The sequence below is a fragment of the Nonomuraea sp. NPDC049480 genome, from assembly GCF_044465905.1.
Classification (GTDB): domain Bacteria; phylum Actinomycetota; class Actinomycetes; order Streptosporangiales; family Streptosporangiaceae; genus Nonomuraea.
In genome coordinates this window covers 84,665-105,662 of sequence record NZ_JBITMD010000019.1, presented here as the reverse complement: position 1 = coordinate 105,662, position 20,998 = coordinate 84,665, and the positions used below count along the sequence as shown (strand labels likewise).

Here is a 20,998-nt window from a genome sequence, read left to right as displayed (position 1 = left end):
GCTACCTACGGCGCACAGTCACATACCTTCAGCGCCTCGCGCCAGCCCAGAACGAAACTGTCAGTGGTCGCGTTCATACTCTCCGTCATGGCAGAAGAGGCCCTCGACATGGGCGAGATCACGATCTCCGATTGGTACGGCCACGCTGACAAGATGGCCGAAGTCCGCTTCCTCACGATCGCCAGACGCCTGCCCTCTCTCGTCCGCCAGACCATGGACGTAGCCTGGCGGGCCAGCCCCCGCGACACCCTGTGCGCGGTCATCCTCAACCGGACCTCCGGATTCTGGGAAATGTTTGTGAGAGCATCTGGGGCATGGCCGAGGCCCCAGAATCCTACAAACACGCCGAATCAGCCCATCTGTCCGCTATCGCCGAGGAAGGCACCCGTGACGCCGATGAGGTCGAACGTCACCCGTGCCCGCGATGCGCCGTCGCGCCTGGTTCGCCGTGCCGGTCGCGTTCGGGCGCGGTGGCCGGCACCTACCACACCGGCCGCTTCACCAAGATCCCACGGCTCGCCAAGCTGCTGCGGGTGCCCACCCCCGCCGATCGGGAACCCGGGCCAGCCGTGGCGGCCGGGCACACCGCCGCCCGCGCCGCTCAGCGACGATGGGCCGACGGCCGACATCCGGATCGGCTACGCCCGCTGCTCCGCGCTCACCCAGGAGCTGCAGTCGCAGCTGGACGCGCTGGCCGCACACGGGATTCCGCGGGAGAAGATCTTCGCCGAGAAGATCTCGACCCGGGTGAAGGTGCGCCCGCAGTTCGAGGCGGCGCTCGCATTGGCGCGGCAGATCAAGGCGCACGCCCCGCACTGCCGGGTCATCTTGACGGTGTATGAGATGAAACGGCTGGGCCGCGACGCCGCCGAGCTCACCGCGCTGGCCGACCACCTGACCGCGCACGGCCTGGTGCTGGAGATGCTCGCCGGGCCGCTGGCCGGGATCTATGATCCGGCCGGGCCGGGCCGGATGCTGTTCGCGTTCTTCGCCGCGATGGCCGAGACCGAACGCGAAGCCATCCGCGAGTCCACCCTGGAAGGCCTGGACGCCGCCGCCCGCAAGGGCAATCACGGCGGCCGGCCCCCGGTCATCACCGACGACATGCTGCACACCGTGCTGCGTCGCAGGGCAGCCGGGGAACGCGTCGAAGACATCCGCAAGAATCTGATCATCCCGACAGGGAAACGCAAGGGCGAGAACCCGTCCCTGGCCAGCATCTACCGTGCCCTCGCCGAGCACGAGAAGACACAGGCCTACCCCGAAGCCGTCGAAGCGGCCCACGCCGACTTCGCCCTCCTGCAAGGCGAAGACATCCCCCGGCCTCGCCCGGCCCGCATCCGACGCCCGGGCCAGGCGCTGACAGCGGAGCAGGCCGAACTTCGCCATCGCCTGCAGAACCAACCTCACCCGAACGAAGAGCTCCGATAGCGCACACGATCAGCCCCGGCGCTATCAGCTGATCAAAGCCCGCACAAGTCGCTCACGCTGCTGCTCATTCAGCGCGGCAACACGCTGTTTCTCCTCCACCCCGCAGATGGCCATCAACGCCGCGACCCGGGCCGGCCCACATCCGGGAACGGCCCGCAGGACCTGAACCACCCGTGTCCTGCCGACGAGATCCTGCCTGCCGCGCTCGAGCACCTCCGCCACGCTCACCGCGCCGGAGGCCACCTCTGTCAACAGCGCACGACGCGCCGTACGCGCCTGGGCCGCCTTCTCCAACGCCTTCGCACGCTGCTCCGCCGTCATCGCCGGCAGGGCCATCAGGCACCTCTCCTGTAGAGATATCGGCTGGTCAATGACCCCCCGCCAGAGATCACGACGGGGCAGCCGCCGATCATCATCCCGTACAGCGTCGCCAGATGTGACACCAAACCCGGTTCGCCGTTCCACTCCTACTGGCAGGCCAAGATGATCGGGATTCGCGAGGCCCGCGCCCGCCTGGCCGAACTGATCGAACAGGCCGGCAGCGGCGAGCCGGTCACCCTGACCCGGCGCGGCCCCGGCCGCAACGAGGCCGTGCTGCTGCCGGTCGAGGCGGCCGCGGTGTGGCAGCGCCACCTCGCCGAGCAGGAGGCCGAACGGCAGCGGCGCGAGCAGGAGAAGGCCCTGGGCGAGCGACTGCCTCAGGGGCGCCGGGCGCCGGTCTGCCCCACCTGCAAGTCCTCCTTCCTGCAGGTCGCCTACACCGGGCCGGTGGTCCACGCCCTGGTCAACACCGCCGATGCGGCCGGCCGCGTGCACGACGTGGTCGTCGACACCGACGTCGCCCAGCTGGAGGCGGTGGCGTGGGTGCGGTGCGCCTCCTGCTGGGAGCCCCTGGCCGACGGGCCGCGCCGGCCCGGCTCGCCCGCGCACCGCGCGGCCGTCGAGATCGCCGAGAACGCCTCCTGGGCCGGCGTGCCGTGGGAGGCGACCAACCCCTCGGTGGTCGAGGAGGAGGAGATGGGTCGCTCGTCTCGGATCGTGCTGCAGCACGACCTGGCCCGCGGCGCGGTCCAGCGGGTGAGCAGGTGGGAGTACCTGGACCAAGCGTGAAAGACGAAGGCAAGATTTTTTCGGGGACACGATGTTCGCGTCAGTTCCTCAGCACGATCATCAGCGCGATGAGCAGCGCCACCACGCTGGCGATCACGGTGATGACCACGGAGGACGTGGTGACGAAGACACCGCCAACGGCAACGATGGCGCCATTGACGAGAGCAAGCAGATTACCCGCCTGCCCCGTACCGGACGACTGCTGTCGAGGGTTGGGTGACAAGCCGTTCGGGTTCGTATTCTCGGGCAGCGTGGCGTCATCAGGCCCAGGCTGCTTGGGTGTGTCGTGCGGATCCACAAGTAGATGTCCTTCGGAACATGGGGGGACTGCTGTCGGCGATAAGGTCCCGCCGCGCCTGGCGGTGTGAAAACGGCAGCTGGGGCGAGGGGCAGCAGCTCTGGCTCGCTGGCAATAAAGCCATAACCCGCCGCGCGCCGGCGCGGCTGACCAGCACCGGAGCGTCATCCCCTGTCACTTTCCGAAGTCGTGTGCACGGATGTCCTGGGCTTTCGCATATCCGTGCAGAGGACTGTGAAGCACCGGGCTTGTCTGTAGTCCTCTGCGCTACGGTGCGTTTGTTCCGTACTCGTGTGCGCGACGGTGAGGTCCCCGGCATGGACGGCGGGCGGGGGCAGATCATTGAGCGGGATGTGCTGACCGCCCCGGATGAGGCGTGGGACGTGGCGGTACGCCAGGCGAAGGTGATCGGCCGGCTGGCCGCCGAGCCACGGCTGGGTGTCGATGTCCGAGTCATGTGCACGAGCGACTGCCTATAAGAACCCCGCGCGTACCAAATCGATCAAGCCCCCGACCTTGTGCATGCCAAGGTCGGGGGCTTTCGCGGTGCCGGGCCCTGCGCCCGGTCACCTCGATGGCTCAGGCGGTGCGCTTGGCCCAGAAGTGCACGCCGATCGGCCCGAACAGCGACAGCGCGCTGGCCGAGGACGACTGGGGCTGTCCCAGGTGCCGGAGGTTGGCGACGTTCTTGGTCGGCAGGGTGCCGCCAGGACCTGACACCGCGGTGGGGTGGAACCACTTCTGGCTGTCGGTGTTGTTGCATGCGGCCACGACCACATCCACGGTGCTCGCGGCGGTCAGGCACAGCGGAGAGCCCGACTCCACGCTGGCCCGCAGCTTGTAGATGAAGGCGGGCTGCCCGCCGCCCGAGGAGACGGTCGCCGTCTGCTCCCACTGGCCGAGCGTGCTGTTGGTGTCGGCCTTCAGGACGACGAAGGAGCCGTTGAAGTTCGCTTGCGCGGTCAGGACCAGCTTGGAGGCGTTGCCCCGGTATTCGAGCTCCTTGTACACGGGGGCGGCCTGCGCCGGCGCGGCGAGCGCGGCACCGATTCCGGCCACGCACATGGCGGCGGCGAACGCAGCGGCACGTCTCAATCTTCGTGACTCGAACATGTATTCCCCTTAGTGAAACGAACCCGCCGGATTGCGGGCCTCGGGAAGTACACCCGCCGCAGGGCCGGTCGGTCGGCGCACAAATACGCACTGCGCCAGTGATCTCGGGCACAGGAGTCAGGTGTGCCATGGGAGTGGTTCTGTCGGTGACAAGTGCCCGCGGAGTAGGCGGATGTCAGGCGACTCCGTCCAGATCCGGCGTCCAGGCACGGGCGAGGCCAGGGTCGGGAAGCGGCGGTAGTCGTCGGGAAGGTACGCGCGGATGACCTCTATCGCCGTAGACCGCCTCCCCGCCGAGCTCTTGCAGATGTCTTTTGACATCACTGCAGAGGACTCCTGAAATCGACAACGGTCCCGCAAATCATGAGCGACCCGCTTGTGTTTGGGGATCCTTCTCCATGGCCGACACCCCGACGCCCACCGAGTACGTCATCCACTGGCTCCAGGCGCCCGAGGTCACCTACCTCCGCGATGAGGCCCTGACTTGCGCCGAACGCGCCCTCAGCGCCGACAACCGGAACGATCAGTGGCTCTACCTGCTCGAACTGCGCGACACCATCCACCACCCCTGGAAGTACCCCGGCCACGAGGCGCATGTGGCCGCCGGCGAGCACGTCACGCAGCTCCACGACACGCTCACCGACGACCAGTTGCACAGCGCCGTGGACTGGCACGCGGTCGCGAAGACCCTTGCCTGAGCCATGCAGCGACACCGCATCGGCTACACCCGCACCCTTACCGGCGCCCAGGACCACCCCGAGGAGGTCCTGGGCGCTTCCAGCTGCACGGAGATCGTGACGGAGAGCGTCAGCCCTCGGCAGGACCGGCCCCAGCTGCGCGCCACCGTCGACCGGATGCGCGCCGGCGACACCCTGGTCGTCACCCGGCCCAGCCAGCTGGCTCCCGACGCGAGCACGCTGCTGGCCTTCCTGGCCGACGAACTGGCCCCGCGCGGCATCGCCCTGGAGGTCCTGTCCGGGGTCTGCGCCGGGGTGCACCAACCCCACGGGACGCGCGCCGAGCAGGGGCTGTTCTCGGCCGCCAAGCTCGCCCCGGAGATGGAGCACGACCTGCGCAGTGAGCGCACCCACGAGGGCCTGGCCGCCGCCCGCGCGCATGGCCGCGCCGGCGGCCGCCCGCGCGCCCTCACCGACGCGCAGCTCGCCGCCGTCCGGACCCGCCGCGCGCGCGGCCAGTCCATCCCGGACATTGCCCGCGAACTCGGCGTCGGCCGTTCCACCCTGTACCGGGCCCTAGAAAGCGACGACCCGCCTGCGGCGGCCACCGCCCGCACGCAGGCAGACAGGAGAGCGTGATGGACGGAGACCTGGACCGCGCCGCGGTCGCGCTGCTGAGGAAACTCAAGCCGGAGATCCAACAGGAGTCCCTGGACAGCGAGGAGTTGGGGGTCAGAGAGATCTGGAACGGAATCCGGCGTTAGCGGGGGTTCTCTCAGGTCAGTGAACCCCTGCAACTCCCGCGGTCCTGAGGCCCTCGCCGGGCTCGTCGGCGAACTCGGCGAGCACGCCCGGGCGGCCACTCCTGCCGAGGCCGCCCAGGCCGGCGACCTCGTGGTGGCCACCATCCCGCTGGGCACCCACGACCGGCTGCCCGCTGCCGCCCTGGCGGGCAAGACCGTGATCGACACGATGAATTACTACCCCGACCGCGACGGCCGCATCGCCGAGCTGGACTCCGGCGAGCTGACCTCCAGCGCCCTGGTGCAGCGGCACCTGACCGGCTCCCGCGTGGCCAAGGCGTTCAACAACATCGACTTCCACCGCCTGTTCACGAGCGCCCGGCCCGCCGGCGCCGCCGACCGCAGTGCCCTGCCCATCGCCGGTGACGACCCGGCCGCCAAGGCCGACGTGGCCCGGCTGCTGGATGTGCTCGGCTACGACGCGGTGGACGTCGGCACCCTTGCCGACAGCTGGCGCAGCGAACCCGGCACTCCGGTCTACGTCCAGCCGTACTTCCCGGGGCAGGCGCCCGAGGGCGTCAGCCAGGAAGAGGCGTTCCGCTGGTTCCTCGAGACGCCCGGGGTCGTGGCGCCCGCCGGGCGGGTGAAGGAACTGACCGACAGCGCGGTTCGGGGCTCCGCAGGCGGAAGGCTCCCCTAGAAAGGCAGCACCTTCCCCCGCCTTTGTCGGACAGCAGGTCCGGGCCGGCGGGTCAGAGGAGGAGGGCGCCGGCGGCCAGCGCGGTCAGCACCAGGGTGATGTCCTCGAATCTTCGCCGCGGGATCTTCTTCGCCACGCGGGCGCCGACGTGAGCGACACCGCTTCGGTCATCGCCGCCGCCGATCGTGCCGTCGCGGAACTCGGCGGCCTGGACATCTGGGTAAACAATGCCGGTTTGTTCCCCAACGCGCCCGTTCTGCAGATGCTGGATGAGATGTGGGAGCAAGTTTTCGCCGTGAACGCTCGCGGAGTGTTCCTCGGGTCGCGAGAGGCGGCCCGCCGGATGACCGAGGACGGCAAGGGCGGCGTCATCGTCAACATCATCTCCACGGCGGGGTTCTTCGATTATCTGGGGTTCTCAAGCGAAGTAGCTGGCCAGCCGCTTGTAGGCCTGTCAGGCACGTAAGGCAAGTAGCCCCAAGATTCAGGGTTCATCGGAACCGCAACGGGTGCTCGTTCGGGGCCTTCTCACGCAGCCCGCGGGGTCGGCGGGGTCGCCGAAGAGCGGGTCGGGCGGGGCGAGCAGCTGGTCGACAGCCTCGGCACGGCTGGCGGCGCGGTGCACGATGACGCGCCCGTCGGGGGCGAGGGCCTGCCAGCGGCGGCCGGAGCGGTAGACGCGGCGCAGCTCGGTGTCGTCGTAGCCGTCGTGGATGTGCACGCGATAGGAGCCATTGAGCAGACTGTTTGTCGGATGAATATGGCATGATGGGGGTATGGCACCCCGCAAGTACGAGCAGGTGCTCCGCGCTGAGGCGGCGGAGGAGACGAGGCGTCGGATCCTGGACGCGGTCGGCCAGTGCCTGCGTGAGGCGCCGACCGAGCAGCCCAGCCTGGGGCGGGTGGCTGAGCTGGCCAAGGTGTCGAGGTCGACGATCTACGCCGACTTCGGCTCGCGGTCGGGCCTGTTCGACGCGTTCGTGGTCGACCTCTGGGAGCGTACCGGTCTGGGCGAGCTCGGCCGGGCGGTGGGCGCCACCGGCGCGCGCGACCACCTGCGCGAGGGCATCCGGGCGGCCAGCCGGATGAAGGGCAAGGAGTTGGCGGTCTACCGTGTGCTCCATGCCATGGACCGGCTGGACCCCGAGTCCGCCGGCGGCGCCGTACGCCACATGGAGACCGACCGGCGGGCTGGCATGCAGAGCCTGGCCGAGCACCTCGAGCGGGAGGGTGAGCTGCGCGAAGGGCTCACCGTCGACAAGGCAGTCGACGCACTGTGGGTGCTGACGAGCTTCGAGAGCCTCGACCTGCTGGTGACTGGCCGCGGCCGCACCGTCGACGAGGCGATCGACATCCTGGTGGACATGGCCGAGCGAGCCGTGTGCCGGACGCCGGGCGCCCCGGCTGCACGCAGCCGGGGCGCCTGACGTCCAGTCGGGCCGGGTCTGCAGACCATCACGAGGCTGAACGGCAGCGGGTCAGGGGTGCTGTCGCCGTCTGGGGCGTGCGTCTCGACGGTGACCTTCGTGCCGTCGTGCCATCGTGCTCCCAGACTTCGGCGTGAGCCAGGCCGAGGCGGAGCCCGCTAGGGATCCCGGACTGGTGGAAAATCCAACGAAGTAGCTTCTGGCCTGCGATGACGGCCTCCCGCTCGGTCCTGTGCGATGAGCCGCAGCGCTGGCGTGATCAAGTCATAGAGCTGAGAGTGCTGGGGTGTTCTATGAGGGCGACCCCGCTTCCGAACCCCCGCCCCCACGCGGCGGGCGGCAACGAGGACAAGGTCCCCGGATCGCGCTGACGAGACTCCGCTCCGCTGCTGCTGGTCGTGACGACTCCTGGCGGGGTGGCGTTGGCACCCCTCGCCGAGAGGACAGACCATGGCCAAAGAACAGCGCCCGCAAGAATTTCCGGCCGGATATGACCAGGACCCGGTCCCCGGCTCTGGTGCGTGCGAGGGGTCCGATCGCGAGCAGCTTGACCCCCGCCGCGGCGAGCCAGTGCACGGTCGTCGACGCCGAGGTGTTCGCCACGATCCGATGGCTGCGGAACCCAAGCGCCGGCCTTGAGGCCCACGGCGTGGCCCGGCGCGCGGGTGAACGCGCCGCCGGGCCCGCGAACGCGCCGAGGGCTTCAGTCGGTTACGTGCAGTTCGACGGGAGCCGTGATGTTGAAGAACGCGTTGGGCGCCGTGGTCCGCGACCACTGGATGACTTTCGCACCGAGCGCCGTTGATGCGTTATCGACCCCTGACCTGGCTGACATGCCTGAAGACCTCTAGATATCTGTCTGGGAAGTGAGCGCCAACCTTACTTGCCGCACATGCCTGACTATCAGGAGTCACTCCAGATAACAGAGGGCGACAGCGGCTCGCAGGACTGGCGACTCAATACGACCACGCTGCCACCCGCCAGCAAGCTCCGACTCCCGGTACGACAGGGCTTCGCTCGGCCTATGCGGGTCCTAGCTTCCGCTCCACGCCACCCATATTCACTTGACAGCATGTCCGGCTAACCTCCATGCTCACTTTAACCGTACATCGTGTTCTATGAAAGGGTTCACCGACATGGCTCACCGCACTACCCGGTCGCACGACCACGACGTCGTGGTCGTTGGCGCCGGACCGGCCGGCCTGGTCGCCGCCGCGCAGCTGGCTCGCTACGGCCTGGACGTGCTCGTGCTGGACAAGCGGGCCGGGGTGTCCGCGCTGCCCCGGGCTGTGGGGGTGACTGTCCGGCAGATGGAGACCTTCCGCGGCTGGGGGCTGGAGGAGGAGCTGCGGGCCGGGACCGACGAGGTCGACCTCGCCCTTCTGCAGACCCGCACCGTCGCCGATGCCGGGGACGGCACCCGGGTGCCGATCAACGTGCCCGACCTGACGCAGAGCTCCGTGGTCAGCCCGACGGCCTCTGCCCGGGTGCCGCAGGACCACCTCGAGCAGGTACTCGCCGACCACCTCGCCCGCCTGACCGGCCGCCCGGTCCGCCGGGGCGCGGAGGTCGTCGGGCTCAGCCAGGACGAGGAGGGCGTGCGGCTCTCGGTCAGGGTCGCCGGCAGCCACGGCAGCGCGGCGGTCGAACAGCTCAGCGCGGCGTACGTCGTCGCAGCGGACGGCGCCCACAGCCCGACCCGCGAACATCTGGGCATCGATTCCGTGGGGCCGGACGGGCTGATGCGCGGGATCAGCGCCGAGTTCCGTGCCCCGCTGTGGCCGGTCCTCGGTCCGCACCGCTACGCGCTCTACTCGATCAGCCACCCGGACGGCGCCGGCGTGCTCATCCCCTCCGGCGGCGGCACCCGGTGGCAGTTCGGCGTGGTCCTCGGGCCCGACGACGACGTGGAGGCGCTCGCGCAGCCCGAGGCCCTCGCGGACCGGATCCGGCTTGCTTCGGGGGTGCCCGATCTGGCCGTCGACATCGTGCGTCAGAGCGCCTTCACGGCCGACGCCAAGCTGTCGACGACCTTTTCGTCCGGCCGTGTGTTCCTGGCCGGGGACGCCGCACACCGGGTCACGCCGCGGGGCGGCAACGGCCTGGCCATGGCCGTGCGCGACGGGATCGCGATCGGGTGGCGCCTCGCGTGGGTCCTCCGGGGCTGGGCGCCGGCCTACTTCCTCGACACCTACGAGGCGGAAGTGCGGCCGCTGGCGGCCGCCGACGTCGCCCGGGCCGCCGACCCGCAGGGTCGCTGCCACGCCGTCCTCACCGAGCTCCTCCACGACCTCGGCGGGCGCCTCCAGCACGCCTGGATTGCGCCGGGTGCCCCCGGCCGGTCGCCGGTCTCGACGCTGGACCTGGTGGGCGACGGGCTGACCCTCTTCGTCGGCGACGACGACGCCGCCTGGCGGACAGCCGTCGCCTGCCTTGAGCGCGGCGTGCCGGTCGACGTCGTGACGCTGCCCCGGGCCACCGCTCACGCGCTCGGCCTCCACGCCGGCGGCGGGCTGCTGGTGCGTCCGGACGCCGTCCCGGTGGCCAGGTGGTACCGCGTGACCGACGTGCCTCGGGCCGTGGCCGAGCTCGAGCGCGCGGTCGACGACGTCCTCGACCAGCGGGCCGCGACCGTGGCGAGTGCGGCATGACGTCCCGTCCCGGCTCGCTCGACTCGCCGCGGTTCCCGCGCTCGTCCCGCTACCACCCCGACTGGGTGCGGTCGAACGTCAGCGGCGGAGCCCACTCGCTCTGGCTCACCGAGTGGCTGTCCGAGGTCGTCGACCTGCGGCCGGGCCTGCGGGTGCTCGACCTCGGCTGCGGGCGCGGCGCGTCCTCGGTGTTCCTCCACCGCGAGTTCGGCGTCCAGGTGTGGTCGACCGACCTGTGGTTCAGCGTCGACGACCGCGCCCAGCGGATCCGGGACGCCGGCGTCGAGGACGGCGTCTTCCCGATCCACGCCGACGCGCGCGCCCTGCCGTTCGCCCGCGACTTCTTCGACGTCGTCGTCAGCGTCGACTCCTACGTCTATTACGGCACCGACGACCTCTACCTCGGCTACCTGGCCCGCCTGGTGAAGCCCGGCGGGCAGATCGGGATCGTCGGCGCCGGCGTGGTGCAGGAGACCCCGGTCGACCCGCCCCCGCACCTGCGGCACTGGTGGGAGCCGAGCCTCGCCTGCCTGCACTCACCCCAGTGGTGGCGCCGGCACTGGTCCCGCAGCGGCATCGTCGACGTCGAGCGGGCCGACGCCATGGACGAGGGCTGGCGGCTCTGGCTGCAGTGGCAACGCGCCGTGGCCCCCGACAACGAGCCGGAGATCCAGGCGCTCGAGGCCGACCGGGGGCGCTACCTCGGCTACGTCCGCGCCGTCGCGCGGCGACGCCACGACGTCGAGCTCGACGAGCCCATCACCTCCGTCCCGGTCGTCTACCAGCGGCAGCCGTTGCTGGTAGACGACTCCCCCACGGCCCAACGTCCCGTCGCGCCCGTACCGACTCCTGAGGAGAAAGCATGAGCACCACCCCGTCGCCGGCACCAGACGTGAGGGACGTACCTCGCGTTGGTGCCTGCGGCCAGTTGCCGACCACGGCCCTGGCAGGCGTTGCGATGCTGGCCCGGCAGCGGGTCGTGGACGCCTCGCGGAGCTCCCGGTGCGAGCTCTCGTCACCACCGGGCCGGTAATCGGCCCAGGCACACACGGCGCCGCCAACGTCGCGGTCGTGGCGGCCGTCACCCCACACACGCGTGCTCCGCCACGCCGCGCTCGTCCTGACGCACGGCGGCCACGGCACGCTCGTGAAGTCGTTCGTCGCCGGCGTGCCCATTGTGGTCCTGCCGCCCGGCCGCGATCAGGCGGACGACGCGGCGCGCGTAGTCCACCATGGCGCCGGGCTGTCGGTAGCGCGGGCCGCGTCACCGACGCGGGTCGCCGACGGCATACGCACAGTGCTCGAGGACCGCTCGTTCGCCGACGGTGCGCCCCGGCTGGGCGGGGCCCTCCGCGCCGAGGCCGCCAGCGGCCTGCTGCTCGCCGAGCTCGAGGTAGGGCTGAGCCGACAACCACTGAGAAAGGAACTGCGGTGAAACCACTGTTACGTCGCGCGGCTGCCGGCTGCGCGGCCCTGCTAGGCATGCTCGCTGCGGGCGCGCCCGCCGTGGCGGCGGGTCCGGAGCCGCCGGTTCCGGTGCTGCGCTGGATCGACTGCGGCGACGGTTTTCAATGCGCGGATGCTCGCGTGCCGCTGGACTACGACGACCCGGGCGGACCGACGATCACCATCGCCCTGATCCGCAAGCCGGCCGCCGATCCCGCGCACCGCATCGGCTCGCTGTTCGAACTGCCCGGTGGTCCCGCACAGTCCGGTGTGCAGGTGCTGCGCGACTCGCCGCCGCAACTGTTGGCGTTGCTGTCGCGCTTCGACGTGATCGGCTTCGACCAGCGGGGCACCGGCGCGAGCCGACCCGCCGTCGACTGCGGTGCGACACCGCCGTCGTTCTTCGCCCGCCCTGACGCGGTCGACGCCGACGCGTATGCCGCCGCGGCCCGCGCCTACGGGCTGTCCTGCCTGCGCCACAACCGGGAAATTTTGCCGCACATGAGCACCGCGAACGTCGCCCGTGACGTCGATCTGCTGCGGCAGGCTGTCGGCGACCGCAAGCTCACCGCCATCGGCGCCTCGTACGGCACCGACATCGGCGCCACATACGCCAGCATGTTTCCCGGGCGCGTCCGGGCGATGGTGCTCGCCAGCGCCGTCGACGTGCGAACCCTTCGCGACCATCCGGTTGACAGCGGCGAGGAGCAGTCGGCGGCGTTCGAGGACGAGCTCGACCGCTTCTTCGCCCGCTGCGCCGCCGCCGGAACCCGCTGCGGCTTCGGCGGCACCGATCCAGAGGACGCCTTCGACAATCTGCCGGCGCGGTTGGACCGCCAGCCGCTGCCCACCGGCAACCCGTCACACCCGCGGCTCACCGGGGACGATGTCCGCGAGGCGGCGCTGGCCGCCATGTACAGCCCGCGGCTGTGGCGCGACTTCGCCGCCGCGCTCACCGCCACCACGGCCGGACAGCCGGCGACCATGCTCGACCTGCTGGCCGGCCGGGATGACTTCGGCTCCGACGACCAGCAGTTCGCGGTGCTCGCGGTCGACCAGCGATTTGCCCGCGGACCCGTGGCCGGTTACGTCCGCGACAGCGTCCACGCGTACCGGATGTTCCCGCACTTCTGGTGGGTGAACGGGTTGGTCAACCTCAACCTCGCGCTATGGCCGGTCGAGGACGGCGACGCGTTCCGCGGCCGCTTCCACTATCCCGACGGGGCCGCGCCGATCCTCGTCATCAGCAACACCCACGACCCGGCGACGCCGTACGCCGGCGCGCGGCAGCTTATCGCCGACCTCGGCAACGCCCGGCTGCTCACCTACCAGGCCGACGGCCACGCGAGCCTCACGTCCGGCAACCCGTGCCTGGTCGGCCCCGCCCTGGCCTACCTGACCGACGGCACGACCCTGCCACCTGTGGGCGCTACCTGCCGCGACGACACCGACCCGTTCGCGCCGTGACCACACACGTCCGGCCCCGACCGCCTGCTCACCCGCATACCGGCCGGCTACACCGGCCGCCGCAACAGAATCCGGAGATCCCGCTGTGATCGTCAAATGGATGGCGGCCCCGCTGGCCGCCGCCGTACTCGCCCTTGCGCCCGCCGTACCGGCCCAGGCCGGCGCCCACCACCACAAGCCCGGCCGGGTGCTGTCCGCGCAGCCGCTGCCGGCGTCGCTGTGGCTGCCCGGCACCGCCGCCGCGCACCGCATCCGGTACACCTCGACCGGCCTGTCCGGCCGTCCCGTAGCGGTGGCCGGCGCGGTGTTCATACCCGAAGGCACCGCGCCGCGGCACGGGTGGCCGGTCGTCAGCTGGGCGCACGGCACGGTCGGCATCGCCGACGGCTGTGCCCAGTCGGTCGGCGGCCGCTCGGCCCGGGACATCACCTACCTGTCCGCGTGGCTACGCGCCGGGTACGCCGTGGTCGCCACCGAGTACAAGGGCCTCGGCACGCCCGGCCCGCACCCGTACCTGCACGGCGCGTCTCGTAGGCCGCCGGGGCAGAGCGCGGCGGGGCGAGAACGCACACCACGATCGTCCGCCCAGCCCAAAAGAGGGTCGGCTCGGCCATTGTCAAGTTCACTTGACATCGCGGCGGGCGTCTTCTATCGTGTCAAGTGTACTTGACTTCTCGCCGCAGGAAGGGCAACTCGTGCAAGCACACAACGCGACCGGGGCCTATGGGGACTCGATCAAGACAACCGTTCGACTTGGACTCTGGACACTCGCCTGGGCGGCGACCCTTGCCTTGGCCAGGTTCGGTCCCGGACTCCTATGGGGTTCGCAGCAACCGGTGGCGAGCTGGACCGCAGTTGGCGCCAATTTTGTCGTCGGCATCGGATGGATCGTCGCCTTCGCGCGCTTTCTCCGAGGACTCGATGAGTTGCAACGGAAATTCTTACAGGACTCGCTGGAGGTCACCCTCGGAGTGGGGTGGGTCGGCGGATTCGCCTACGTCGTCGCGGACGCCGCCGGCCTCATCGCCTACGACGTCAATATCGCACTCTTCCCCGTGCTCCTGGGAGTCGTCTACTCGATCACCTTCGTCGTCGGCAAGATCAGATACCGATGAAGAACCGCATCAAGGAACTTCGGACCGAACGCGCCTGGACGCAGGCTGACCTGGCGCAGCGTGTCGGCGTGTCAAGGCAGACGATCAACGCGATCGAAACAGGGAAGTTCGACCCGAGCCTTCCATTCGCCTTCCGTCTCGCCAAGCTGTTCAACCTGAAGATCGAAGAGCTCTTTCTCGACGATCAATGAAGCGCCTCGGGCGTAGCCAGCACGAGCCGACCAGAGACATAGTCGCGAATCGTGCCACGCTTGACGGTTCCGGGATCGAGGACACCGATGTCGGCAACCCAAGCACCAGGTGCAGGTGCAGGTTCAGTGGGTAGTGAGGCCACAGAGACCTCAGGGAACCTGAGGCTCATCTCTTACACAGAGCTACTGCTTGGCCGTGATCACCCGGGGAGAGCGGCCCCCGCGGTGCTGACGGTGCGCGCCCGCATCGGCCGCGATGCGGTAGACGGTGGCCTCGCTTACGTCGAAGTCGGCGGCGATCTGCCTGACCGGCACGTCCAGGTCCTCGTAATAGCGACGCACCAGCTCAGCGATCTCGGCCTGCGTGAGCGGCGGCTTCACCTCCTCGCCGGAGGCCTCCGGCACCTGAGAACGCTGCCGCGCCGCCTGCTCCCACCGGGTGTGCAGGTCGGCTAGCAGATCGCGGACGGCAGGCTCCTGTGTTCTTGCGTACCGGCTGGGGGTGCGCGGGACGGTCAGCACCGGCAGGAGTTGCTTCCTCAGGCCCACACTCCTCGAACAAACCAGTAGCGATCATCACCTTCCAGTCGCATACTCTGCCACGAGATCATCGAGCAGAAGGGCGGCCCGTCATGCCGCAGCAGGTAGCACCCGGCCTCATCTCCTGGGCGAGCGACATCGAGCCGGCCACCATCGAACAAGCCGCGCGCGCCGCCCGCCTGCCCTTCGTCCCCAGCCACGTCGCGCTGATGCCGGACGCGCACATCGGCATGGGCGCCACCGTCGGCTCCGTCATCCCCACCCAGGGCGCGATCATCCCCTCGGCCGTGGGCGTGGACATCGGCTGCGGCATGGTCGCCACCGAAACCGACCTGACCGCCGCCGACCTGCCCGACACCCTGGCCGCGCTCATGCCGCTCATCGAGCGGCGCATCCCGGCCGGCGTCGGCCAGGGTCATGACGATCCGCACACCGACGTCTCACTCGACGCGGTCGGCACGCCCCACACGTCGTTGACGAGCAAGCAGGAGCACACGGTCATCACCCAGTTCGGGACGCTCGGCTCCGGCAACCACTTCGTCGAGGTCTGCCTGGACGAGCGCGACCGGGTGTGGACGGTGCTGCACTCCGGCTCGCGCGGCATCGGCAACCAGCTCGCCACCAAGCACATCGGCGAGGCCAAGAAGCTGATGGCGCAGTACTTCATCAAGCTGGAAGACCCGGACCTGGCCTACCTCGTCCAGGGAACCCCGCAGTTCACCGCCTACATCGAGGACATGCTGTGGGCACAGCGCTACGCCATGGCCTCGCGCGCCCGCATGGCCGAGGTGTTGGCGGCCTCCCTCTTTCAGGTCGTCGGCCACGGTTCCGCGCTGCGCACGATCAACGCCCACCACAACTTCACGCAGATGGAGCGCCATCACGGCCGGGACATGTGGATCACCCGCAAGGGAGCCATCAAAGCCGACACCGGGGACGAGGGCATCATCCCCGGCTCGATGGGCACCCGCTCCTACATCGTGACCGGCCTGGGCAGCGCCGCCTCCTACAACTCCTGTTCTCACGGCGCAGGCCGGCGCATGTCCCGCACCGAGGCCCGTAAGAAGCTCACCGCCGCCTCGCTCACCGAAGCGATGGGCGACCGCACGTGGAACGCCGACCGTGCAGGATCCCTGGTGGACGAGCATCCGGAGGCGTACAAGTCGATCAACCAGGTCATGGAGGACCAGAAAGACCTCGTCACCGTTCAACACACGCTGCGGCAGGTCTTCAACTACAAGGGCTGATACCGGTCACGACGAGCGGTGGTGCGAGGCTGGCCCTGAGCGGTCACACCTTCGGCGCCCCCGGGATGAGGGCGTGCTGAACGTGGCCGGGCTCGACGCCTCGCCGCCGCTGGTCGTCAACGGGTTCATCCGCGCCTGGATCTGTGTCGGACGGCGCCGCCGGCCTCCCCCTGCTGACCCAGGTCGCCGCAGAGAACCCGACCATCACCAAGACCTGGGCTGACAGCGCCTACCGCACCAAGGTCCTCGAAGGCGGTGCCGCCCTCGGCATCGACGTCGAAGTCGTCCGCCGAGACCCCGCCACGAGGGGATTTGCGGTCCTTCCGCGGCGTTGGGTGGCCGAGCGTACTCTCGGCTGGTTCATGCTCCACCGCCGTTTGGCGCGCGATTACGAAGCCCTGCCAGCCCGCTCCGAAGCCATGATTCACGTTGCCATGATCGACCTCATGGCCCGCCGCCTCACCGGCGAATCCACCCCAACCTGGCGAGACACCTGAAACTCTGATCAGACAGAACTCCCGGCATCCCTGACGAAATCCCAATAAGATCAACAATGCGCGCGCCACTGCCACCAAGACCGCGAGCCCCAGCGCCATCAGTAAAGCCCTCACCACCAGTCAACTTCCTGATCCGCATGCACGACATCGCAGGTCTTGCCTTGTGGCGCCGTAAGCACGTCCCGTTCACTGCACAACGGAGGTGCGATCGTGTCTACGCCGCTGTGGCCCGAAGAACTTGTCAGCACAGGCACCGAACGTGAGGTTCTGGAGGCGTTCCTCGACTGCCAACGCCGGCAGATCAAGGCAAAGGTCACTAGGGTGTCCGAAGCGGACGCGCGACGACGGATCGTGCCGTCCATGACAACCCTGGCAGGCCTGATCAAGCATCTGACCGCAGTAGAAAGGAACTGGTTTCAACGCCAGTTGGCGCAGCGCGACCCCGCCGACATCCCCGGCAACTCCCGCGGAGACGACCAGAGCTGGCAGTTGAGCCCCGACGACACTCTCGACAGCCTCCTCGCGGAGTACGACAAGGTGTGCGAGCAGAACCGGCAGATCGCAGCCGGATTCACACTCGACGACACGGTGCCGTCAAAGCGACTTGGCAACGTGTCGCTGAGATGGATCTACACCCACATGATCGAGGAGACTGCCCAGCACGCCGGACATGCTGACATCCTGCGTGAACTCATCGACGGCGCCACCGGCCTGTAAAACCCCGCCTTTCCATGAACCCCGCCCTCGACCCGATCACGGCACCAGGGCTTCCCTGCGGGAAACGATCACAAGAGCCCGCGCGTTCACCCAGCTCAGACCTATTCGTGAACGGCCCGCCTTGGTCGGTTTCGTTGGCCCAGGGCAGGCTGGTGGCTCCAGTGGGGCAGGTCATGACGCGGTTGTCCCAGTCGATGGTGAAGTCGCTGACGGCGAAGCCGTTGCTCTCGGCGCTTTGCCAGGCGTTGTCGGGCATCATCGGTCCCAGCAGTTCGATGCCGCGGCGATCGGCGCGTGCGAAGTTGTGAGCGCTCATGTAACCCTTGTCGGCCAGATGCACCGCCGCCGTCAGTTTCGGGATTTCAAGCTTTTCTCCAATTCTCCGCAGGGATCTCGCTCGATCCCCTACGTCAGCTCCCACTGTTTGGGCGTTCCACGCCGTTCCACCTGTCGACTCGGCCTGTCGCCGTTGCCCGCGGCCGCGCTGGAACCGACGTTCGGCCCCGGCTGGACCAACCTGCACCAGCACAACGTGCTGCTGAGCCGCCGGGCCGCGCAGTGGGCGCCGCCTCACGACGGCGCGGTCTCGCTGCGTTCCCGGAGCCCTGAGCACGAGACCGGCTGGTGGACGGTTAGGCCGGCTTCCCTCCAAGCTGGAAACCTCACGAGATCGACAACGGCTCCCGCTCACTCCTCGGTCATGGACACCAGGTCCGACACCCACCGGCTCATCCCAGACACGGGCGCGTCTGCGCGTAGCGGGCGAACAGCGCCCGGCACGCGCTCACGCCGGTTCCTCCGGAGCGGCCGCGTGACCTGGTGAGGTGATGGCCGAAGTCGCGACAGACGGAGGCCGTCCGCGCATACCGCTGGATTTCCGCGCGCCTGCCGTGACACTCCGGCATAGCGCGTAGACGCGAAAACGTGTTGCCGCAGATCCCCTCAAAACGTATGGTTTAGCGCTCGTGATCACAGTGGTGGAGAGGGTCCTGCCTGCCCGGCTGGGGACAGGATTCCGATGGTTGCTGGCCTCGAGCTGGCTGACGAATCTCGGTGACGGGGTCGCGGCCGCCGCGGGCCCGCTGCTGATCGCGACGTTGACCCGCGATCCACTGATGATCTCGCTGTCGGCCCTGGTGGGCTGGGCGCCGCCGCTGCTGTTCAGCCTGTATGCGGGCGTGCTGTCGGATCGGCACGACCGGCGCAGGATCGTGCTCGTCGCGAACGCGGTGCGGGCTCTGGTGCTGGCGGCGCTCGTCGCGCTCATGGCGACCGGCACGGTGACCGTGGCGACGGCGCTGGTGGCGCTCACGCTCCGGTCCATCGCCGAGGTGTTCGCCGACAACGCGACGGCCACGCTGACGCCCATGATGGTCAGCAAGGACGATCTCGTCATCGCCAACGCCCGCCTGGGGACGGGGTTCATCACGCTCAATCAGCTCGCCGGGCCGCCGATCGGCGCGGCGCTGTTCGGCCTGGGCTTCACCTGGCCGTTCGCGGGCCAGTTGCTCCTGGTGGTGGCGGGGATCGTCCTGGTCTCCCGGCTCACGTTGCCGCCGCACGGCCGACAGGGCACCGATCCCAAGCCCGACACCGTACGGGAACTCATCGCCGGGTTCAGCTGGACCATCCGGCACGCGGCGGTCCGCACGCTGGCGCTCACCATCCTGATCTTCAACTTCACCTTCGGCGCGGCCTGGTCGATTCTCGTCCTCTACACCCAGGAGCAGCTCGGCCTCGGCGCCCTGGGCTTCGGCCTGATGACCACCGTCGGCGGGATCGGCGGCCTGATCGGCACCGGCCTGTACGGGGCCATCACCCGCAGGGTGAGCCTCGGCGCCCTGATGCGGATCGGGCTCATCATCGAAACGTTCACCCACCTGGGCCTGGCCCTGACCCATTCGCCGTGGGTCGCCGGGGGCATCTTCTTGATCTTCGGCGCGCACGCGTTCATCTGGGGCACGACCTCGGTCACCGTCCGCCAGCGCGCGGTCCCGGGCGAGCTACAGGGCCGGGTGGGCAGCGTCAACACCATCTGCGTCTACACCGGTCTGGTGGTCGGCACGCTGATCGGCGGTGTTCTGGCCACCCGCTTCGGTGTCGCGGCGCCCTTCTGGTTCGCCTTCGCCGGCTCCGCGGTGTTCGTGGTGCTGCTGTGGCGGCAGCTCATGCACATCGCCCACGACGACTGAGCCGCCACTTTCCGTTTGATGTATTGGCATCGCCGGTCGTAGTCCCTGGTTCCGACGCAGGCCTACGCGGTGAGCCTTGGGCACGTGGTTGGCGATGGCCGCCAACCAGGACGCTCGGTCACATGCGCGCCTCCGGCCAGACGCGCTGCTCGCTCGGTGTGGGTCAAGGAGCCGGGCCACGGTCCCGCCGTGCTCGGGCTAAGGACACGTTGGCCTGGGCTGGGACCCCTCTGGGTGGGCTGCTGGGCGGAGTGGCGGTGGCGGCCGCAGGACTGGCGCCGGTGCTGCTGACCTGCGGGGCTGCCTACGCCCTCACCGCTAACCTGGCCGATGCGGCCGGAGACGCGAGAGATGGACCGGTTGCGAGGCCGGGGCGCTCGTGCCGCTTCCTAATCCGTTACCCGATCACACGTGCCACCACCCGAGTCCCCGGCTGCCACCATCCTTCTTCACCTGTAAAACGTCACAGATGGCGGCTGGGGGGCCAGCCTTGCCGACAGGCCGACAGGCCGACAGGCCGACAACGCCATGCCGTCGGCGTCCGGGACCGCGGCAACGCCGGGCCATACCTCGATCACACCTGGCCCCCTTCGCATCTGCCTGCGGGCGATGCCTCATGCCCGTCGTCGAACCTCGATCGCAGTGAAGGTCAAGGCGGCAGGCGAGCTCGGACGCCGGTCAGGCCGTGCCGCCGGTCATCAGCTGGCCGGCGCGCCGCTGCAGGGCGGCGGCGAACTCCTCGGCCCTGTTCAGCTGGGCGCGCAGCGCCTCGCAGCGCTCGCGGGTGGCCTGCTCGAAGCGGCCCAGCCGGGTCAGCAGCTGCTCGCGCTCGGCCGTCTTCAGGGCCCCGGCGCCGCTGTTGTCGAGCCGGTCGGTGATGGCCAGCAACTCGCCCATTTCCTCCAGGGTGAAGCCGAGCGGCTTCATCCGGCGGATCACCATCAGCCGGGCCACGTCGGCCTCGGTGTAGAGGCGGAAGCCGCCCTGGCTGCGTGCCGAGGGCCGCACCAGGCCGACCTCGTCGTAATGCCGGATGGTCCGCAGCGACAGCTCAGTCCGTGCCGCCACCTGCCCGATATGCATGTGATCTCCGCCACTGCCCGCCGAAGCCGGGACCTCGCCCTCGGTGGCGGGAAGCGCCGATCCGTCCATCTTCTGCACGACCTCACTGCTCAGCAGGCAGGGCGGTGCGGGCGGCCACACCCTCCCCCGCCGAATCTCTACCCTAACGTTAAGGTAGAGTTTCGGATGGCCAGACCGCATTGGGGCGTCCCGGCGCAAACTGGACATATCGCCACGCTGACACGTCGACCCCCAGCGACATGCACCGGCGCCGGCCGGGCGCCGCCCCATGACGAGGTAAGGAACATCGACGCGCGCATGCCTTTGATCACCACCGCCTGCTGCCCGCCGTGACCTGCCCGCGATAGCACCGC

Annotated in this window: 25 protein-coding genes and 2 pseudogenes; 20 read left to right on the top strand and 7 right to left on the bottom strand. The window is 69.3% G+C overall.

The window, feature by feature from the left end; translation table 11 throughout:
* The first annotated feature begins 108 nt into the window (after nucleotides 1-108).
* Nucleotides 109-1,431, top strand: a complete 1,323-nt coding sequence (locus tag ACIBX3_RS41170; RefSeq protein ID WP_397126004.1) for a recombinase family protein — start codon at nucleotides 109-111, stop codon at nucleotides 1,429-1,431.
* 24 nt (nucleotides 1,432-1,455) lie between these two features.
* Here the strand turns inward: ACIBX3_RS41170 and mihF are convergent, their stop codons facing one another.
* Nucleotides 1,456-1,767, bottom strand: a complete 312-nt coding sequence (mihF, locus tag ACIBX3_RS41165) for an integration host factor, actinobacterial type (protein ID WP_397126003.1) — start codon at nucleotides 1,765-1,767, stop codon at nucleotides 1,456-1,458.
* Between the two features lie 147 nt (nucleotides 1,768-1,914).
* Here mihF and ACIBX3_RS41160 point away from each other — a divergent pair, with 147 nt between their 5' ends.
* A complete protein-coding gene (locus ACIBX3_RS41160; RefSeq protein ID WP_397126002.1) occupies nucleotides 1,915-2,541 on the top strand; it encodes a type II toxin-antitoxin system Phd/YefM family antitoxin in 627 nt (208 codons plus the stop codon).
* Between the two features lie 40 nt (nucleotides 2,542-2,581).
* On the opposite strand, the gene ACIBX3_RS41155 is transcribed toward ACIBX3_RS41160, so the two are convergent.
* Nucleotides 2,582-2,839, bottom strand: coding sequence for a hypothetical protein (locus ACIBX3_RS41155; RefSeq protein WP_397126000.1), 258 nt, complete (start codon nucleotides 2,837-2,839; stop codon nucleotides 2,582-2,584).
* A gap of 293 nt (nucleotides 2,840-3,132) precedes the next feature.
* On the opposite strand from ACIBX3_RS41155, the gene ACIBX3_RS41150 reads away from it, so the two are divergent.
* The gene (locus ACIBX3_RS41150) at nucleotides 3,133-3,318 is read left to right on the top strand and encodes a hypothetical protein (RefSeq protein ID WP_397125999.1); all 186 of its coding nucleotides are present in this window, start codon (nucleotides 3,133-3,135) and stop codon (nucleotides 3,316-3,318) included.
* 100 nt (nucleotides 3,319-3,418) lie between these two features.
* Here the strand turns inward: ACIBX3_RS41150 and ACIBX3_RS41145 are convergent, their stop codons facing one another.
* Entirely contained in the window at nucleotides 3,419-3,934 is a 516-nt protein-coding gene (locus ACIBX3_RS41145) for a hypothetical protein (protein WP_397125998.1), read from the bottom strand.
* Nucleotides 3,935-4,350: 416 nt separating this feature from the next.
* On the opposite strand from ACIBX3_RS41145, the gene ACIBX3_RS41140 reads away from it, so the two are divergent.
* The 5 genes and pseudogenes from ACIBX3_RS41140 to ACIBX3_RS41120 form a co-directional block, all read left to right on the top strand.
* Complete coding sequence (locus ACIBX3_RS41140; RefSeq protein ID WP_397125997.1) at nucleotides 4,351-4,650, top strand: hypothetical protein; 300 nt, start codon at nucleotides 4,351-4,353, stop codon at nucleotides 4,648-4,650.
* A gap of 3 nt (nucleotides 4,651-4,653) precedes the next feature.
* Nucleotides 4,654-5,268 (top strand): recombinase family protein, encoded by a 615-nt coding sequence (locus ACIBX3_RS41135; protein ID WP_397125996.1) that lies wholly within the window; start codon nucleotides 4,654-4,656, stop codon nucleotides 5,266-5,268.
* Complete coding sequence (locus ACIBX3_RS41130) at nucleotides 5,268-5,393, top strand: hypothetical protein (protein WP_397125994.1); 126 nt, start codon at nucleotides 5,268-5,270, stop codon at nucleotides 5,391-5,393. The genes ACIBX3_RS41135 and ACIBX3_RS41130 overlap by 1 nt, the downstream gene beginning before the upstream one ends.
* Nucleotides 5,394-5,412: 19 nt before the next feature.
* Nucleotides 5,413-6,072, top strand: coding sequence for an NADPH-dependent F420 reductase (locus tag ACIBX3_RS41125; protein ID WP_397125992.1), 660 nt, complete (start codon nucleotides 5,413-5,415; stop codon nucleotides 6,070-6,072).
* Nucleotides 6,073-6,214: 142 nt separating this feature from the next.
* Nucleotides 6,215-6,538, top strand: a pseudogene (locus tag ACIBX3_RS41120) (SDR family NAD(P)-dependent oxidoreductase); the annotation flags it as partial.
* A gap of 18 nt (nucleotides 6,539-6,556) precedes the next feature.
* Here ACIBX3_RS41120 and ACIBX3_RS41115 read toward each other — a convergent pair.
* Nucleotides 6,557-6,793, bottom strand: coding sequence for a hypothetical protein (locus tag ACIBX3_RS41115; protein WP_397125991.1), 237 nt, complete (start codon nucleotides 6,791-6,793; stop codon nucleotides 6,557-6,559).
* A gap of 55 nt (nucleotides 6,794-6,848) precedes the next feature.
* Between ACIBX3_RS41115 and ACIBX3_RS41110 the strand changes: the two genes are divergently transcribed.
* The 8 genes and pseudogenes from ACIBX3_RS41110 to ACIBX3_RS41075 all read left to right on the top strand — a co-directional run bounded on the left by ACIBX3_RS41110 (nucleotide 6,849) and on the right by ACIBX3_RS41075 (nucleotide 14,369).
* Nucleotides 6,849-7,499: a TetR/AcrR family transcriptional regulator gene (locus tag ACIBX3_RS41110; protein WP_397125990.1), complete on the top strand. Its 651-nt coding sequence runs from the start codon at nucleotides 6,849-6,851 to the stop codon at nucleotides 7,497-7,499.
* Nucleotides 7,500-8,635: 1,136 nt separating this feature from the next.
* Entirely contained in the window at nucleotides 8,636-10,150 is a 1,515-nt protein-coding gene (locus tag ACIBX3_RS41105) for an FAD-dependent monooxygenase (protein WP_397125989.1), read from the top strand.
* Nucleotides 10,147-11,016, top strand: coding sequence for an SAM-dependent methyltransferase (locus ACIBX3_RS41100; protein ID WP_397125988.1), 870 nt, complete (start codon nucleotides 10,147-10,149; stop codon nucleotides 11,014-11,016). Before ACIBX3_RS41105 ends, ACIBX3_RS41100 begins: the two co-directional genes overlap by 4 nt.
* 221 nt (nucleotides 11,017-11,237) lie before the next feature.
* Nucleotides 11,238-11,585 (top strand): annotated as a pseudogene (locus ACIBX3_RS41095) (glycosyltransferase); the annotation flags it as partial.
* The gene (locus ACIBX3_RS41090; RefSeq protein ID WP_397125987.1) at nucleotides 11,582-13,063 is read left to right on the top strand and encodes an alpha/beta hydrolase; all 1,482 of its coding nucleotides are present in this window, start codon (nucleotides 11,582-11,584) and stop codon (nucleotides 13,061-13,063) included. The pseudogene ACIBX3_RS41095 and the gene ACIBX3_RS41090, both read left to right, overlap by 4 nt.
* 85 nt (nucleotides 13,064-13,148) lie before the next feature.
* Nucleotides 13,149-13,733 (top strand): hypothetical protein, encoded by a 585-nt coding sequence (locus ACIBX3_RS41085; protein ID WP_397125986.1) that lies wholly within the window; start codon nucleotides 13,149-13,151, stop codon nucleotides 13,731-13,733.
* A 256-nt stretch (nucleotides 13,734-13,989) separates the two neighbouring features.
* Nucleotides 13,990-14,178, top strand: coding sequence for a hypothetical protein (locus ACIBX3_RS41080; protein WP_397125985.1), 189 nt, complete (start codon nucleotides 13,990-13,992; stop codon nucleotides 14,176-14,178).
* Entirely contained in the window at nucleotides 14,175-14,369 is a 195-nt protein-coding gene (locus tag ACIBX3_RS41075) for a helix-turn-helix transcriptional regulator (protein WP_355563645.1), read from the top strand. Before ACIBX3_RS41080 ends, ACIBX3_RS41075 begins: the two co-directional genes overlap by 4 nt.
* Nucleotides 14,370-14,552: 183 nt before the next feature.
* Here the strand turns inward: ACIBX3_RS41075 and ACIBX3_RS41070 are convergent, their stop codons facing one another.
* Complete coding sequence (locus ACIBX3_RS41070; RefSeq protein ID WP_397125983.1) at nucleotides 14,553-14,918, bottom strand: helix-turn-helix domain-containing protein; 366 nt, start codon at nucleotides 14,916-14,918, stop codon at nucleotides 14,553-14,555.
* Between the two features lie 83 nt (nucleotides 14,919-15,001).
* Here ACIBX3_RS41070 and ACIBX3_RS41065 point away from each other — a divergent pair, with 83 nt between their 5' ends.
* From ACIBX3_RS41065 to ACIBX3_RS41055, 3 genes are all read left to right on the top strand, one after another.
* On the top strand, nucleotides 15,002-16,156 hold the full coding sequence (locus ACIBX3_RS41065; RefSeq protein WP_397125982.1) for an RtcB family protein: 1,155 nt from the start codon (nucleotides 15,002-15,004) through the stop codon (nucleotides 16,154-16,156).
* A gap of 143 nt (nucleotides 16,157-16,299) precedes the next feature.
* Nucleotides 16,300-16,653, top strand: a complete 354-nt coding sequence (locus tag ACIBX3_RS41060) for a transposase (protein WP_397125981.1) — start codon at nucleotides 16,300-16,302, stop codon at nucleotides 16,651-16,653.
* A gap of 210 nt (nucleotides 16,654-16,863) precedes the next feature.
* Nucleotides 16,864-17,370, top strand: coding sequence for a DinB family protein (locus ACIBX3_RS41055; protein WP_397125980.1), 507 nt, complete (start codon nucleotides 16,864-16,866; stop codon nucleotides 17,368-17,370).
* Here ACIBX3_RS41055 and ACIBX3_RS41050 read toward each other — a convergent pair.
* On the bottom strand, nucleotides 17,345-17,710 hold the full coding sequence (locus ACIBX3_RS41050) for a hypothetical protein (protein WP_397125979.1): 366 nt from the start codon (nucleotides 17,708-17,710) through the stop codon (nucleotides 17,345-17,347). The two genes, ACIBX3_RS41055 and ACIBX3_RS41050, sit on opposite strands and share 26 nt — an antisense overlap.
* A 625-nt stretch (nucleotides 17,711-18,335) precedes the next feature.
* Between ACIBX3_RS41050 and ACIBX3_RS41045 the strand changes: the two genes are divergently transcribed.
* A complete protein-coding gene (locus ACIBX3_RS41045; protein ID WP_397125978.1) occupies nucleotides 18,336-19,562 on the top strand; it encodes an MFS transporter in 1,227 nt (408 codons plus the stop codon).
* 678 nt (nucleotides 19,563-20,240) lie between these two features.
* Here the strand turns inward: ACIBX3_RS41045 and ACIBX3_RS41040 are convergent.
* Nucleotides 20,241-20,645: a MerR family transcriptional regulator gene (locus ACIBX3_RS41040; protein WP_397125977.1), complete on the bottom strand. Its 405-nt coding sequence runs from the start codon at nucleotides 20,643-20,645 to the stop codon at nucleotides 20,241-20,243.
* Nucleotides 20,646-20,998 lie beyond the last annotated feature (353 nt).